The organism is Pantoea eucalypti, assembly GCF_009646115.1.
Classification (GTDB): Bacteria; Pseudomonadota; Gammaproteobacteria; order Enterobacterales; family Enterobacteriaceae; genus Pantoea; species Pantoea eucalypti.
On the sequence record NZ_CP045720.1, the window covers coordinates 1,739,647 to 1,753,688 of the forward strand.

12 protein-coding genes are annotated in these 14,042 nt (G+C 55.9%); 11 read left to right on the plus strand and 1 reads right to left on the minus strand.

Annotation, left to right across the window (positions count from 1 at the left end; all coding sequences use genetic code 11):
- Positions 1-18: 18 nt before the first annotated feature.
- The 11 genes from cheW to flhE all read left to right on the plus strand — a co-directional run bounded on the left by cheW (position 19) and on the right by flhE (position 12,783).
- The gene (gene cheW, locus EE896_RS08010) at positions 19-516 is read left to right on the plus strand and encodes a chemotaxis protein CheW (RefSeq protein WP_003849145.1); all 498 of its coding nucleotides are present in this window, start codon (positions 19-21) and stop codon (positions 514-516) included.
- 158 nt (positions 517-674) lie between these two features.
- Complete coding sequence (locus tag EE896_RS08015; RefSeq protein ID WP_140915477.1) at positions 675-2,348, plus strand: methyl-accepting chemotaxis protein; 1,674 nt, start codon at positions 675-677, stop codon at positions 2,346-2,348.
- 193 nt (positions 2,349-2,541) lie between these two features.
- On the plus strand, positions 2,542-4,104 hold the full coding sequence (locus EE896_RS08020; protein ID WP_140915476.1) for a methyl-accepting chemotaxis protein: 1,563 nt from the start codon (positions 2,542-2,544) through the stop codon (positions 4,102-4,104).
- A gap of 105 nt (positions 4,105-4,209) precedes the next feature.
- Positions 4,210-5,886 carry a methyl-accepting chemotaxis protein gene (locus EE896_RS08025; RefSeq protein WP_140033320.1) on the plus strand — a complete coding sequence of 559 codons (1,677 nt, stop codon included), beginning with the start codon at positions 4,210-4,212 and terminating at the stop codon, positions 5,884-5,886.
- An 80-nt stretch (positions 5,887-5,966) separates the two neighbouring features.
- Complete coding sequence (gene cheR, locus EE896_RS08030) at positions 5,967-6,839, plus strand: protein-glutamate O-methyltransferase CheR (protein ID WP_003849153.1); 873 nt, start codon at positions 5,967-5,969, stop codon at positions 6,837-6,839.
- The gene (locus EE896_RS08035; protein ID WP_003849155.1) at positions 6,839-7,888 is read left to right on the plus strand and encodes a protein-glutamate methylesterase/protein-glutamine glutaminase; all 1,050 of its coding nucleotides are present in this window, start codon (positions 6,839-6,841) and stop codon (positions 7,886-7,888) included. The genes cheR and EE896_RS08035 overlap by 1 nt, the downstream gene beginning before the upstream one ends.
- 39 nt (positions 7,889-7,927) lie before the next feature.
- Positions 7,928-8,317 carry a chemotaxis response regulator CheY gene (cheY, locus tag EE896_RS08040; protein ID WP_010258559.1) on the plus strand — a complete coding sequence of 130 codons (390 nt, stop codon included), beginning with the start codon at positions 7,928-7,930 and terminating at the stop codon, positions 8,315-8,317.
- Between the two features lie 9 nt (positions 8,318-8,326).
- Positions 8,327-8,968 carry a protein phosphatase CheZ gene (gene cheZ / locus EE896_RS08045; RefSeq protein ID WP_003849160.1) on the plus strand — a complete coding sequence of 214 codons (642 nt, stop codon included), beginning with the start codon at positions 8,327-8,329 and terminating at the stop codon, positions 8,966-8,968.
- A gap of 188 nt (positions 8,969-9,156) precedes the next feature.
- Complete coding sequence (gene flhB, locus EE896_RS08050) at positions 9,157-10,305, plus strand: flagellar biosynthesis protein FlhB (protein ID WP_003849164.1); 1,149 nt, start codon at positions 9,157-9,159, stop codon at positions 10,303-10,305.
- Positions 10,298-12,391 carry a flagellar biosynthesis protein FlhA gene (flhA, locus tag EE896_RS08055; protein WP_003849166.1) on the plus strand — a complete coding sequence of 698 codons (2,094 nt, stop codon included), beginning with the start codon at positions 10,298-10,300 and terminating at the stop codon, positions 12,389-12,391. The genes flhB and flhA overlap by 8 nt, the downstream gene beginning before the upstream one ends.
- Positions 12,391-12,783, plus strand: coding sequence for a flagellar protein FlhE (gene flhE / locus EE896_RS08060; RefSeq protein WP_105099091.1), 393 nt, complete (start codon positions 12,391-12,393; stop codon positions 12,781-12,783). The genes flhA and flhE overlap by 1 nt, the downstream gene beginning before the upstream one ends.
- Before the next feature lie 140 nt (positions 12,784-12,923).
- Here flhE and EE896_RS08065 read toward each other — a convergent pair whose 3' ends face one another.
- Entirely contained in the window at positions 12,924-13,922 is a 999-nt protein-coding gene (locus EE896_RS08065; RefSeq protein ID WP_140915475.1) for an aldo/keto reductase, read from the minus strand.
- Between the last annotated feature and the right edge of the window lie 120 nt (positions 13,923-14,042).

A 14,042-nucleotide genomic window follows, 5' to 3' on the forward strand; every position in this document is an offset into this window, starting at 1 on the left:
AACGAAAGGGTAAATAACATGAATGGAATGGCAACCGTGACAAAAATTGCTGGCGAAACTGTGGGTCAGGAGTTTCTGGTCTTCACGCTGGGCGACGAAGAATACGGCATCGATATCCTCAAAGTTCAGGAAATTCGCGGTTACGATCAGGTAACACGTATTGCGAATACCCCTGATTTTATCCGCGGAGTGACTAACCTGCGCGGTGTCATCGTGCCCATTATCGATCTGCGCGTGAAGTTTGCGCAGCCCGATGTTGAGTACAATGAAAACACTGTGGTTATCGTGCTGAATCTGGAAAATCGTGTGGTTGGTATTGTGGTTGACGGCGTTTCTGACGTGCTGTCGCTGACTCAGGATCAGATCCGACCTTCACCGGAGTTTGCGGTGACCATGTCGACCGAGTACATGACCGGTCTGGGTGCACTGGGCGATCGCATGCTGATTCTGGTCGACATCGAAAAGCTGCTGAGCAGCGACGAGATGGCGCTGGTTGATAATCTGCGTAGCGCGTAATCGGGTTATCACGGGCTGGTTAACACTGGCCCGTGATAGTTTCATCGCGAACAAGCCTTTTGAAATCATAGAATAAAGCGACTCCCCCTAATTTCCCGCTATCACCTGCCGATAATCCCTGCGTCACTTTTTAATTACCTCCTTTTTCAGGGTTACGCATGTTAACGAAAATCCGTGTTGTCACCAGTCTGTTGCTGGTATTACTGGTGTTTGGGCTGTTACAGGCCTTCTCCGGTTCCGTCTTTTACTCCGCATTAAGTCACGATAAGCAAAGTTTCGCTGTTTCTCAGCTGGCGATGCAAAATACGCAGGCGCTAAATGATGCCTATATGAGCCTTAACCAGAGCCGTGTATTACTGACACGCATTCAGCTCCGTCTCGCCACCAGTAAACTGGAAGGCAAAACGGCAGATGTTGCCACGCTGTTTACAGACAGTCAGCGCTTCCAGCAGGAGGCAGAGGGCTTCTATAAGACGTTCAAAGAAACGCCAGATACGCCAGGACAGGATCAGCAACTTAACGACCAGCTTGATCAGCGATACGGCGACTATGCGACCGCGCTTAACAGCCTGCAGAGCGCGCTGCAGGTCAATGATATGGTCGCGGCGGGCAAAGCCCCGGTTGCACCGAGCCAGAGTGCCTTTCTGACGTTGTACCGCGAGTGGCGGGCCGACCAGAGTCGGCTGACTTCACTGGGCGTGGCAGAGAACAGCAGTGCTTATAGCCATATGATGTGGATCCTCGCCACCATTATGGCTGCCGTGGTGGCGGTGATCGTGCTGTGCTGGTTTGGCCTGCGCAAAATCGTGATGACGCCACTGAACAGCAGCATTCATCACATTCAGCATATCGCCCGGGGCGATTTAACCCAGCCGATCGTGGTGGAAGGGCGCAATGAAATGACCCAGCTCGCGGCCAGCCTGCATGATATGCAGCAGTCGCTGGTGCGCACCGTAACCAATGTACGTGAAGGATCGGATGCGATTTTCACCGGTGCCAGCGAGATCTCTGCCGGGAATAATGATCTCTCCGCCCGCACAGAACAGCAGGCGGCCTCCCTTGAGCAGACGGCAGCCAGCATGGAGCAGCTCACCGCCACGGTAAAACAGAATGCTGAAAACGCCCGCCAGGCGTCACAGCTGGCACTCAGCGCCTCCGAAACCGCAGAGAAAGGCGGGAACGTTGTGGCTGGCGTGGTGAAAACCATGAGCGAAATCGCCGGCAGCTCGAAGAAAATTGCCGATATCACCAGCGTGATTGACGGGATTGCGTTCCAGACCAATATTCTGGCGCTTAATGCGGCCGTTGAAGCGGCGCGTGCCGGAGAACAGGGTCGCGGTTTTGCTGTGGTGGCGGGTGAAGTGCGCAGTCTGGCGCAGCGCAGCGCCCAGGCGGCCAAAGAGATCAAAGGATTGATCGATGACTCCGTGAGCCGGGTCAACGTCGGTTCGCAGCTGGTTGGCACCGCGGGCGAAACCATGAGCGATATCGTCAGTGCCGTCACACGCGTCACCGACATCATGGGTGAAATTGCCTCGGCGTCGGACGAGCAGAGTCGCGGCATCGATCAGGTCGGTCAGGCGGTTACTGAGATGGATCGCGTGACCCAGCAGAACGCCTCGCTGGTGGAGGAATCCGCTGCGGCGGCAGCCTCGCTGGAAGACCAGGCCAGCCGGTTAAGCCAGGCCGTGTCTGTGTTCAACATTACACGCGGCACCGTGCAGCAGACACTGACAAAGCATCTGCCGATTGCCGCGCCAGCCACGGTTGCGCAGATCCCCCGCAAAGCCCTGACGGCCCCCGTCAGTGATACCCACTGGGAAACCTTCTGATGTCCCGTTGCGCATCCTGAGGGATGCGCAACACTCCCCGTTATTCTTCTGCTTAAAGCCAAACTCAGCAGCTCATGCTGATAAAAATAATTACAAAAGCCACTTCTCTCCTGAAAGCGCCAAAAAGCGTTAATTAATCCTGAAGGGTCGCCGATATAGCCGCTGCACCTTAATCAACCTGCAGGGGAACAAGATGTTAAAAAAAATAAAAGTGGTAACCAGTTTAATCGCAGTACTGGTTATCTTTGGCGCGCTCCAGTTAGTCTCTGGCAGCCTTTTTTGGTCAGCACTGAATAAAGACAAAGCTTCCTTCGCGCTGTCTCAGGTCTCTAATCGTAATGTTACTGAGATGACAGATGCTTATATTTCCTTAAACAACAGCCGTACCACGCTGAACCGCGGCATGCTTCGGTTACAGACCAGCATGGCTTCGCAGATGAACGGCGGTCAGCTTGATGAACTTATCACCAAAGCCAATAACCAGTTAGCAGAGGCCGATCGTCACTTCAAAATCTATTACCATCTGCCTACCACAGCCGGTCTTGACGAGACGCTGGGGGACAAGCTTGAAGCTGATTACGGCAATTATGAAAACGGCCTGAAAGCGATGGTAAAAAGTCTGCAGGCACGTGACCTGGAAGGGATGTTCAAACAGAACATCGAACAGAAGCAGGTGGCGATGCAGGAGAGTTACAATAAATGGCGTGCGCTGCAGACTGCACTTTCTGACAAGGGCATGGAACAGAACCACAACGCGTACACCCAGATGATGTGTCTGCTGGCCACCATTGGCGTTGCGGTACTGGCGGTGATTATTACCTGCTGGTTTGGCCTGCGTCAGGTACTGATTCAGCCCCTGCAACAGCTGCTGGCACAGATTCGTGCTATCGCTTCCGGTGATCTGACACAGACTATTGTGGTTGAGGGACGCAATGAGATGAGCCAGCTGGCCGCAGGCATCCATGAGATGCAACAGTCTCTGGTAATGACCGTGGGTAATGTCCGTGATGGCTCAGATGCCATCTTTACCGGTGCCAGCGAAATCGCCGCCGGTAACAACGACCTGTCGTCACGCACCGAAGAGCAGGCCGCCTCACTGGAACAGACTGCCGCCAGCATGGAGCAGTTGACCGCCACGGTGAAGCAGAATGCGGACAACGCCCGTCAGGCGTCGCAACTGGCGCTGACCGCCTCCGAAACCGCACAGCAGGGCGGGAAAGTGGTTAATGGCGTTGTCACCACGATGAAAGAGATTGCGGACAGCTCGAAGAAAATTGCTGACATCATCAGTGTGATCGACGGTATCGCCTTCCAGACTAATATCCTGGCGCTGAATGCCGCCGTTGAAGCCGCGCGGGCCGGTGAGCAGGGGCGTGGTTTTGCAGTAGTGGCGGGTGAAGTGCGCAGCCTGGCACAGCGTAGCGCCCAGGCCGCCAAAGAGATCAAAGGCCTGATTGAAGACTCCGTCTCTCGCGTTAACGATGGGTCACTGCAGGTTGAAAGCGCCGGCAGTACCATGAATGAGATTGTGGGTGCCGTGACCCGCGTTACCGACATCATGGGCGAAATCGCCTCAGCGTCTGATGAACAGAGCCGCGGTATTGAACAGGTCGGCGTGGCCGTTACTGAAATGGATCGCGTGACGCAGCAGAATGCTTCTCTGGTTGAGGAGTCTGCCGCCGCCGCCGCCGCTCTGGAGCAGCAAGCCAGCGTTCTGACCCAGGCAGTCTCCGTATTCAAAATTTCCCGCGCCTGATTTTCTGCTTTTCACCATGGCAGCGGCTTTAAGCTGCTGCCATGCATAAAGTTCCCCCTGACTCCGCCGATAAATAAACACGAATCGCCAACCAATGAGGTGTGTATGTTTAGTCGTGTACGAGTCGTTTCCGGCCTGCTGTGTGTGCTGGCGCTGTTTGCGCTGCTGCAGCTTTTTTCCGGCGGAATGTTTTTCAAAACTGTCAGCTCAGATAAAGAGAATTTTGCCTACAACCAGCGTCTGAATACGTTGCAACAGGCGATGGGCACCTCATGGGTTTCGCTTGTTCAGGCGCGTAACACCCTTAACCGCGCCGGTATCCGTTTTTTGCAGGATGCACAGATGTCGGGGTCGGGAGCCAGCGTGAAAGAGCTGGTCGCCCTGGCGGGCGAGGAGCTGAAACAGGCCGAAACCAGCTATCAGATTTTCAACGATAACCTGTCAGAAAAGGGCAAAACAGCTGAAAACGTCCTGACGTTACAGGCGAACTATAAGGCCTATCACGATGCCCTGGCAGAACTGATGGTCTTCTTCACGACCGGTAACTTCAAAGGTTTTGTCGATCAGCCTACGCAAAGTTTCCAGGACAAGTTCCAGAAAGATTACAGCGCCTGGCTTGAGCACAACAAAGAGCTTGCAGAGGAGGGTGTAAAAACAAACCAGCAGGCTTACAGCCGCTCTATCACCATTGTCATTGCCACGCTGGCTGTGACATTGCTGATGATTGTTCTGGTGTGGAACGTGATGCGTTCAGTGCTGATCCGTCCATTGCGTCAGAGCATTGAGCACATCCAGCACATTGCACGTGGTGATCTGACCCAGCCGGTTGAGATTAACGTACGAAATGAAATCGGCGAATTGCTGATTTCACTGCAGCACATGCAGCAGGAGCTGGTGCGTACCGTTCGCACTGTCCGTGATGGCTCCGACGCCATCTATACCGGCGCCAGCGAAATTTCCATCGGCAATAACGATCTCTCTTCGCGAACGGAACAGCAGGCCGCCTCGCTGGAGCAGACTGCCGCCAGCATGGAGCAGCTCACCGCAACCGTGAAACAGAATGCTGAAAACGCCCGTCAGGCGTCGAAGCTGGCGCTGACTGCCTCAGAAACCGCGCAGCAGGGCGGCAAAGTGGTGGATGGGGTGGTCACCACCATGAAAGAGATTGCGGGCAGCTCTAAGAAGATTGCCGATATCACCAGCGTGATTGATGGCATTGCTTTCCAGACCAACATCCTGGCGCTGAATGCCGCGGTTGAAGCCGCGCGTGCCGGAGAACAGGGTCGTGGTTTTGCGGTAGTGGCGGGTGAAGTCCGCAGCCTGGCACAGCGCAGCGCCCAGGCCGCCAAAGAGATTAAAGGGCTGATTGAAGATTCCGTTAGCCGCGTTAATACCGGCTCAGTGCTGGTAGAGAGTGCCGGTGACACCATGAGCAACATCGTCAGCGCGGTTACCCGCGTCACCGACATCATGGGTGAGATCGCCTCCGCGTCAGACGAGCAGAGCCGTGGCATTGACCAGGTGGGCCTTGCGGTGACCGAGATGGATCGCGTTACACAGCAGAACGCCTCACTGGTTGAAGAGTCAGCCGCCGCCGCTGCAGCGCTCGAAGATCAGGCAAGTCACTTAAAACAAGCGGTTTCAGTGTTCAATATTGGTAAAGAATTTGTCGCTCAGGCCGTTAACAAGACAACGGCGATGAAAACTCTCCAGTTAGATGCACCGTTAGCCGTTGGTCGTTCGTCTGCGTCACGCGGCGACGATAACTGGGAAACCTTTTAAACGCCCGTGGTCCGGTCGCTGTTATAGCGCCGGGCATCGCAGCAGACAGTTAATGTATAAAGTTCGGGCCAGGTGCAGAGATGAAAAAATCGACGATTTTAGATCAAAATGAGACGACAACGCTGCTGTCGCAAATGGTGCAGCGTTTGCCGCTCTCCGATACGCATTTTCGCCGTATCAGCCAGCTGATCTATCAGCGTGCCGGCATCGTATTGGCCGACCACAAGCGTGAGATGGTTTACAACCGTCTGGTTCGTCGTCTGCGTACGCTGAATATCGACGATTTTGGTCGCTACCTGGCGCTGCTGGAGTCCGATCCAAACAGTGCCGAGTGGCAGGCTTTTATCAATGCGCTGACGACCAACCTGACCGCGTTCTTCCGCGAAGCGCATCACTTCCCGATTCTGGCGGAGCATGCACGTAAGCGACAGGGCAACTTCAGCGTCTGGAGTACCGCAGCGTCAACGGGTGAAGAGCCTTATTCGATCGCCATGACGCTGGCGGAAACGCTGGGCACAGGACCTGGCAAGTTCCAGGTTCATGCCAGCGATATCGATACTCAGGTACTGGAAAAGGCGGTGGCAGGGGTTTACCGCCAGGAAGAGCTGCGCACGCTGTCACCGGCGCAAATGCAGCGTTTCTTCCTGCGCGGAACCGGTCCGCATGCCGGTATGGTGCGGGCGCGTCCCGAGCTGACCAATATGGTCACTTACGCGCAGCTAAACCTGCTGGCGAATGACTGGGCGCTGCCGGGTCAGTTCGACGCTATTTTCTGTCGCAATGTGATGATCTATTTCGATAAAGAGACGCAGGAGAAGATTCTGCGTCGGTTTGTCCCACTGCTAAAACCGGGCGGAATCCTGTTCGCCGGACACTCAGAAAACTTCAGTCAGATCAGTAAAGAGTTCTGGCTGCGTGGGCAAACCGTCTATGGACTGACGAAGGAAAGATGATGAGCAAAATCACCGTGATGTGCGTAGATGACTCTGCGCTGATGCGGCAGTTGATGACAGAGATCATCAACAGCCATCCGGATATGGAGATGGTCGCTACGGCGCCCGATCCGCTGGTCGCCCGCGATTTGATCAAGCAGTTCAATCCGCAGGTGCTGACACTGGATGTGGAAATGCCGCGCATGGATGGCCTCGATTTCCTGGAAAAACTGATGCGGTTACGGCCAATGCCGGTGGTGATGGTTTCATCGCTGACCGGAAAAGGCTCCGAAATTACGCTGAGGGCGCTGGAGCTGGGCGCGGTGGATTTCGTGACCAAGCCGCAGCTCGGCATCCGCGAAGGGATGCTGGCGTACAGCCAGATGATTGGCGACAAAATTCGTGCGGCTTCCCGTGCGCGCCTGCACAACCGCACAGCGATGCCGGTGCCGGCAACACTGAAAGCGGGTCCGCTGCTGAGTAGTGAGAAGCTGATTGCGATTGGCTCCTCAACCGGCGGAACTGAGGCGATTCGCCATGTGCTGCAGCCGTTACCGGCAACCAGCCCGGCACTGCTGATTACCCAGCATATGCCGCCAGGCTTTACCCGCTCCTTTGCCGAGCGTCTGAACAAGCTGTGTCAGATCACGGTAAAAGAAGCCGAAGATGGTGAACGTATTTTGCCAGGCCACGCCTATATCGCCCCAGGCGCAATGCACATGGAGCTGGGCCGAAGTGGTGCCAACTATGTGGTGAAACTGAATGAAGGGCCCCCGGTAAACCGGCACAAACCCTCTGTGGATGTGCTGTTCAAATCGGTGGCGATTAACGCCGGACGAAATGCGGTGGGGGTCATCCTCACCGGAATGGGCAACGATGGTGCGGCCGGGATGCTGGAAATGCACCGGGCAGGCGCCTGGACCATCGCCCAGAACGAAGCCAGCTGTGTGGTATTTGGCATGCCGCGTGAGGCTATTGCCACGGGCGGCGTGAGCGAAGTCGTAGATTTAAGCAACATCAGCCAGCACATGCTGGCGAAAATTAGCGCCGGACAGGCATTGCGTATTTAACAGGCCCGTCCCGCCGGGCGAGACAACTCAGGAGTAGATATGGCAGATAAAAACATGCGCTTTTTGGTAGTAGACGACTTCAATACGATGCGTCGTATTGTACGTAACCTGCTGAAAGAGCTTGGCTTCAATAACGTAGAAGAAGCGGAAGATGGTGTGGATGCCCTCGGCAAACTGAAAGCGGGTGGTTTCGACTTCGTGATTTCCGACTGGAACATGCCAAACATGGATGGCCTGCAGCTGCTGCAGACCATTCGTGCTGACGCGGCAATGAGTTCGCTGCCGGTGTTGATGGTCACTGCGGAAGCCAAGAAAGAGAACATTATCGCCGCCGCCCAGGCGGGTGCCAGTGGATATGTAGTGAAACCTTTCACTGCGGCAACCCTGGAAGAAAAGCTGGGTAAAATTTTCGAAAAACTGGGCATGTAAGGGGATGTGATGAGCGACTTTCCGAAACCAACTGAGGATGCCGCGGCACACGACATCATTTCACGTATTGGCTCTCTGACGCGCATGCTGCGCGACAGTCTGCGCGAGCTGGGGCTGGATAAAGCCATTGCCGATGCGGCTGAAGCCATTCCTGATGCCCGCGATCGTCTGGATTATGTTGTGCAGATGACGGCGCAGGCCGCTGACCGTGCGTTGAACTGTGTTGAAGCAGCACAACCTCATCAGGATAAAATGGAAGCCGGGGCAACCCAGCTGAAAGGACGTTGGGATGAGTGGTTTGAGAACCCAATTGAACTGGGTGATGCGCGGGAGTTGGTGACGGATACGCGCGCATTCCTCACCGCCGTGCCAGAGCATACCGCCTTTACCAACAAGCAGTTGCTTGAAATCATGATGGCGCAGGATTTCCAGGACCTTACCGGTCAGGTGATCAAGCGTATGATGGATGTGATTCAGGAAATTGAGCGCCAGCTGTTAATGGTGCTGCTGGAAAACATGCCAGAAGTCAGTGCTGAAAAGCGTCAGGAAGGCACCAGCCTGCTGAACGGACCGCAGATTCACGCTGATGCTCCAGGCGTGGTGGCGAACCAGGATCAGGTTGATGACCTGCTGGACAGCTTAGGGTTTTAAGCGTCGTTCGCCCGCGTGCGGGCGAAACAGCGGCATATTATATTAAACAGGGTCACCTTCCGGTGGCCCCGTTCTGCATTGTCAGATCCATCCCCGAAAGAACGCCTGTTTTTCCCATCTTATCTCCGCTTTGACTTAAGCCAGATTTGGCATCCTATGCTCAGAATTCCTGCCAACCGAGGTTTGTCGTGTCTGATAGCGACGAGGACAAAACAGAATCGCCCACGGCCCACCGACTTGAGAAAGCGCGTGAAGAGGGCCAGATTCCGCGTTCGCGCGAACTGACATCCGTACTGATGCTGCTGGCCGGCATCATGATCCTGTGGATGGGCGGCAACATGATGGCGCACCGGCTGGCGGCGATGGTCGCTACCGGGCTTCGTTTTGACCACGGCATGGTCAGAGATGACAAAATTATCGTCAGCCACATTGGCAGCCTGATCACGCAGGCACTGATGGCGCTGCTGCCGCTGATGGGCGGTCTGGTGCTGGTGGCGATTGCCGCCCCTATGCTGCTGGGCGGTATCGTTTTCAGCGGTAAATCGATCAAGTTTGATCCGAAAAAGATGAACCCGATTGCCGGCTTTAAGCGAATGTTCGCCGCTCAGGCCTGGACCGAACTGTTTAAAGGGATCCTCAAGACTATCCTGGTTGGCGCAGTGGGCTGGTGGTACATCTGGAGTCACTGGCCTGAGATGCTGCGGCTGATCAGCGAAGCACCGGTGACCGCGCTCATCCACGGCATGGAGATGATTGCGGTCTGCTGCTCGCTGGTGATGCTGGGGCTGATACCGATGGTGGGCTATGACGTTTTCTGGCAGCTCTACAGCCACTTTAAAAAGCTGAAGATGTCGATGCAGGAGATTCGCGACGAGCATAAGCAGCAGGAAGGCGACCCGCATGTTAAAGGACGCATCCGTCAGCAGATGCGCGCCGCTGCACGACGCAGAATGATGGCAGATGTGCCAAAAGCCGATGTCATCGTTACCAACCCGACGCACTACTCCGTCGCCCTGCAGTACAACGAGAAAAAGATGAGTGCGCCAAAAGTTGTCGCGAAAGGGGCCGGCGAGATCGCCCTGAGAATTCGTGAACTGGCTGCTGAACACCGCATCCCGGTTCTGGAAGCACCGCCGCTGGCGCGTGCGTTATATCGTCATACCGAAATTGGTCAGCACATCCCTGGCGCGCTGTATGCTGCCGTGGCCGAGGTGCTGGCGTGGGTCTGGCAGTCGCGTCGCTGGAAGCGCGAAGGCGGCCTGATTCCAACCAAACCAAAAGACCTGCCGGTTCCGGCAGAGATGGACTTTGCAGGAGAGAGCAAAAACGATGGCTAATAACCTGGCCGTAAAGCTACGTCTACCGGGCTTTAAAGATATGCAGTGGCAGGTACTGGCCGGGCCGGTACTGATCCTGATGATCCTGTCGATGATGGTTCTGCCATTGCCGCCGTTTATCCTCGATCTGCTGTTCACCTTTAACATTGCGCTGTCGATCATGGTCCTGCTGGTGGCGATGTTCACCCAGCGGACCCTGGAATTTGCGGCGTTCCCGACCATTCTGCTCTTCTCAACATTGTTGCGTCTGGCGCTGAACGTTGCGTCAACCCGTATCATCCTGATGGAAGGGCACACTGGTGCCGCTGCGGCCGGACAGGTGGTTGAAGCGTTCGGTCACTTCCTGGTGGGCGGTAACTTCGCCATCGGTATCGTGGTGTTTATCATCCTCGTGATCATCAACTTTATGGTTATCACCAAGGGTGCCGGTCGTATCGCGGAAGTGGGTGCGCGCTTTGTGCTGGACGGCATGCCCGGTAAGCAGATGGCAATCGATGCCGACCTCAACGCCGGTCTGATCGGTGAAGATGATGCCAAACGCCGCCGTGCAGAAGTGACCCAGGAAGCCGACTTCTACGGTTCGATGGACGGTGCGAGTAAGTTCGTTCGTGGTGATGCCATCGCCGGTATCATGATCATGGTCATCAACGTCATCGGCGGCCTGCTGGTGGGCGTGGTGCAGCACGGTATGGATGCGGGTCATGCCGCAGAGACCTATACGCTGCTGACCATCGGTGATGGACTGGTCGCGCAGATCCCGGCGCTGGTTATCTCCACTGCTGCCGGTGTTATCGTGACGCGCGTTGCCACCGATCAGGATGTCGGTGAGCAGATGGTCACTCAGCTGTTCAAAGATCCCCGCGTACTGATGCTCAGCGCCGGGGTGATTGGCTTACTGGGTCTGGTGCCTGGCATGCCTAACTTTGTTTTCCTGCTGTTCACCGCCGCCTTACTGGGTCTGGCCTGGTGGTTGCGTGGTCGCGAAGCACAGCCGAAGAAGAAAGTGGACGTTGCAGGCAGCATCAGCAACAAACCAGCAGACACGCCAGCCGCCACCGAAGCGTCCTGGACCGATGTGCAGCTGGAAGATACCCTGGGCATGGAAGTGGGCTATCGCCTGATTCCGATGGTCGATCATCAGCAAAACGGTGAACTGCTGGGACGTATCCGCAGTATTCGTAAGAAGGTTGCTCAGGATGTTGGTTTCCTGCCGCCGGTGGTGCATATCCGTGACAACATGGAGCTGCCGCCTGCGCGCTATCGCATCCTGATGAAAGGGGTAGAGATTGGTAGCGGTGATGCCTATCCTGGCCGCTGGATGGCGATTAACCCGGGGACGGCTGCCGGAAGTCTGCCTGGTGAAGCGACCGTCGATCCCGCCTTTGGTCTGGCAGCGGTCTGGATTGATAGCGCACTCAAAGAGCAGGCGCAGATTCAGGGCTTTACTGTCGTCGAGGCCAGTACCGTCGTAGCAACTCATCTTAACCATCTGATCGGCCAGTTCGCCAGCGAACTGTTTGGCCGTCAGGAAGCGCAGCAACTGCTGGATCGCGTAACCCAGGAGATGCCGAAACTGACTGAAGATCTGGTGCCAGGCGTGATTTCACTCACCACGCTGCACAAGGTGCTGCAGAACCTGCTGGTGGAGCGGGTGTCGATTCGCGATATGCGCACCATCATCGAAACGCTGGCGGAACACGCGCCGGTGCAGAGCGATCCCCAGGAGCTGACCAGCGTGGTCCGTGTGGCGCTGGGCCGTGCGATTACGCAACAGTGGTTCCCGGGTAATGACGAAGTGCAGGTTATCGGGCTGGATTCAACGCTGGAGCGTCTGCTGTTGCAGGCGTTGCAGGGTGGTGGCGGACTGGAGCCGGGTCTGGCCGATCGGCTGTTGAGTCAGGCACAGGCCGCATTGCAGCGCCAGGAGATGCTGGGAGCACCGCCGGTGCTGCTGGTCAATCATCCACTGCGTGCGCTGCTGGCGCGATTCCTGCGCCGCAATCTGCCACAGCTGGTGGTGCTCTCAAACCTGGAGCTGAGCGATAACCGTCAGATCCGTATGACTGCCACCATTGGAGGCAAATAATGCGCAGACTGATCATGGCATTGTTAATGATGCCACTGATGGCTCAGGCGGCTGGAGGGGCCTGGAGTGCCTCGGCTAACGGGCCGCTACTGGCGAACCGTGGCAGCTGGCAACGGGCGCAGCCGCTGACGCCACCCGCCGGCGTTGGTGGGGAAGTCAGCATCATTAACTGGCGTTATGAGCTGAGCAGGCCGGCGCCCTCTGGCCTGGAAGTGCGGCTGTGCGGCGAACAGCGTTGCACGTCGCTTGAAGGTGCCAGCGGCACCACGCGCGGGCTGGCGCATCTGAATGCCGGAGAGACATTGCACATGGTGTTTGGTTTTGCGGGCAGTGGGGCGCTTCCACCCGGATTACGGGTGGTCAGCAGTGAAGTGATGGTCAATTACGAATAATGAATCAGCAACGTTGATGCCTGCGCGGGACACGCCGATGCACATCAGATATGTGCATCGGCTGTTACGTCGTTTACAGAGCAACAATTAACGCACTGACTCTCAGCCGATACATCAGGCACCGACGCAAAGGTCAGAATTCAGGCATTAACGCCTTTCATTCCCTCTTCCGAGTAACGCCCCCCTTTAACTTCTATTTGCCGGTGAAGTGCATTCAGCAACAGGAGATCATTCTCTTCCAGCTGAATATCCGCGGCCTGCGCGTTTTCATTAAGATATGCGATCTGCCTGGTGCCCGGTATCGGCACAATTCTTTCATACTGGGCCAGGAGCCAGGCCAGCGCAATCTGCCCGGTGGTGGCGTGATATTTATCCGCCAGCGGCGTAATCGCATTTACCAGCTGCAGGTTGTGATCGATATTCTCCTGCTGGAAACGCGCGTTATTTTTGCGGAAATCATCCCCGGCAAAATCACTGTTCTGGCGGTATTTACCGGTCAGAAAACCTCTGCCCAGCGGGGAATAGGGCACCAGACCGATACCGAGCTGTTTCACCGCTGGCAGGATGTCTTCTTCAATGTCACGCGTCCACAGAGAATATTCCGTCTGCAGCGCGGCCAGCGGATGGACGGCGTGCGCCCGATTGAGCGTGGCAGCAGACGCTTCACACAATCCAATACGGGCAATTTTCCCCTCTTTTACCAGACGGCTCAGACACTGCATGCTCTCCTCAATCGGTGTTGCCGCGCTGATACGATGCAGATAAAAGAGATCGATACGCTCGACGCCCAATCGTTTCAGGGAGGCATGGCAGCTGCGGGTAATGTAGTCCGGCTTATTGTTAATGGTACGGGCATAAGCCTCATCTGCCGGACGCTCGATACCACATTTGGTGGCGACGGTGAACGTCAGGCGTTCAGCCTTGCTCATCCCGGCAAGAAACTCACCGATCAGCTGCTCATTGTGGCCACGTCCGTAAAGATCGGCGGTATCAATGAAGGTGATATCCAGGTCGCGCAGCTGGCTAAGCAGCTGGAGAGACTGGCGGTCGTCGGAGTGACCGTAAAATTCGCTCAGCCCCATTGCGCCATAGCCTATGGCGCTGACATCCAGACCCTGACTTAAGGTTCGCTTTTTCATTGTTTCTCCTCGTGAGTGAAAGGCGATTGTTTCACCCCGCGTGAAGGCAATGAATTGCTCTTTTCGTCATGCAAAAAAGGTATCAGGAAAGGTAAGACCGGGGACAACACAGGAGCGGGC

What these genes read in the sequence shown, in the direction of transcription:
- cheW (WP_003849145.1), top strand. Translation starts at nt 19, where the DNA reads ATGAATGGAATGGCAACCGTGACAAAAATTGCTGGCGAAACTGTGGGT.
- EE896_RS08015 (WP_140915477.1), top strand. Translation starts at nt 675, where the DNA reads ATGTTAACGAAAATCCGTGTTGTCACCAGTCTGTTGCTGGTATTACTG.
- EE896_RS08020 (WP_140915476.1), top strand. Translation starts at nt 2,542, where the DNA reads ATGTTAAAAAAAATAAAAGTGGTAACCAGTTTAATCGCAGTACTGGTT.
- EE896_RS08025 (WP_140033320.1), top strand. Translation starts at nt 4,210, where the DNA reads ATGTTTAGTCGTGTACGAGTCGTTTCCGGCCTGCTGTGTGTGCTGGCG.
- cheR (WP_003849153.1), top strand. Translation starts at nt 5,967, where the DNA reads ATGAAAAAATCGACGATTTTAGATCAAAATGAGACGACAACGCTGCTG.
- EE896_RS08035 (WP_003849155.1), top strand. Translation starts at nt 6,839, where the DNA reads ATGAGCAAAATCACCGTGATGTGCGTAGATGACTCTGCGCTGATGCGG.
- cheY (WP_010258559.1), top strand. Translation starts at nt 7,928, where the DNA reads ATGGCAGATAAAAACATGCGCTTTTTGGTAGTAGACGACTTCAATACG.
- cheZ (WP_003849160.1), top strand. Translation starts at nt 8,327, where the DNA reads ATGAGCGACTTTCCGAAACCAACTGAGGATGCCGCGGCACACGACATC.
- flhA (WP_003849166.1), top strand. Translation starts at nt 10,298, where the DNA reads ATGGCTAATAACCTGGCCGTAAAGCTACGTCTACCGGGCTTTAAAGAT.
- flhE (WP_105099091.1), top strand. Translation starts at nt 12,391, where the DNA reads ATGCGCAGACTGATCATGGCATTGTTAATGATGCCACTGATGGCTCAG.
- EE896_RS08065 (WP_140915475.1), bottom strand. Translation starts at nt 13,922, where the DNA reads ATGAAAAAGCGAACCTTAAGTCAGGGTCTGGATGTCAGCGCCATAGGC.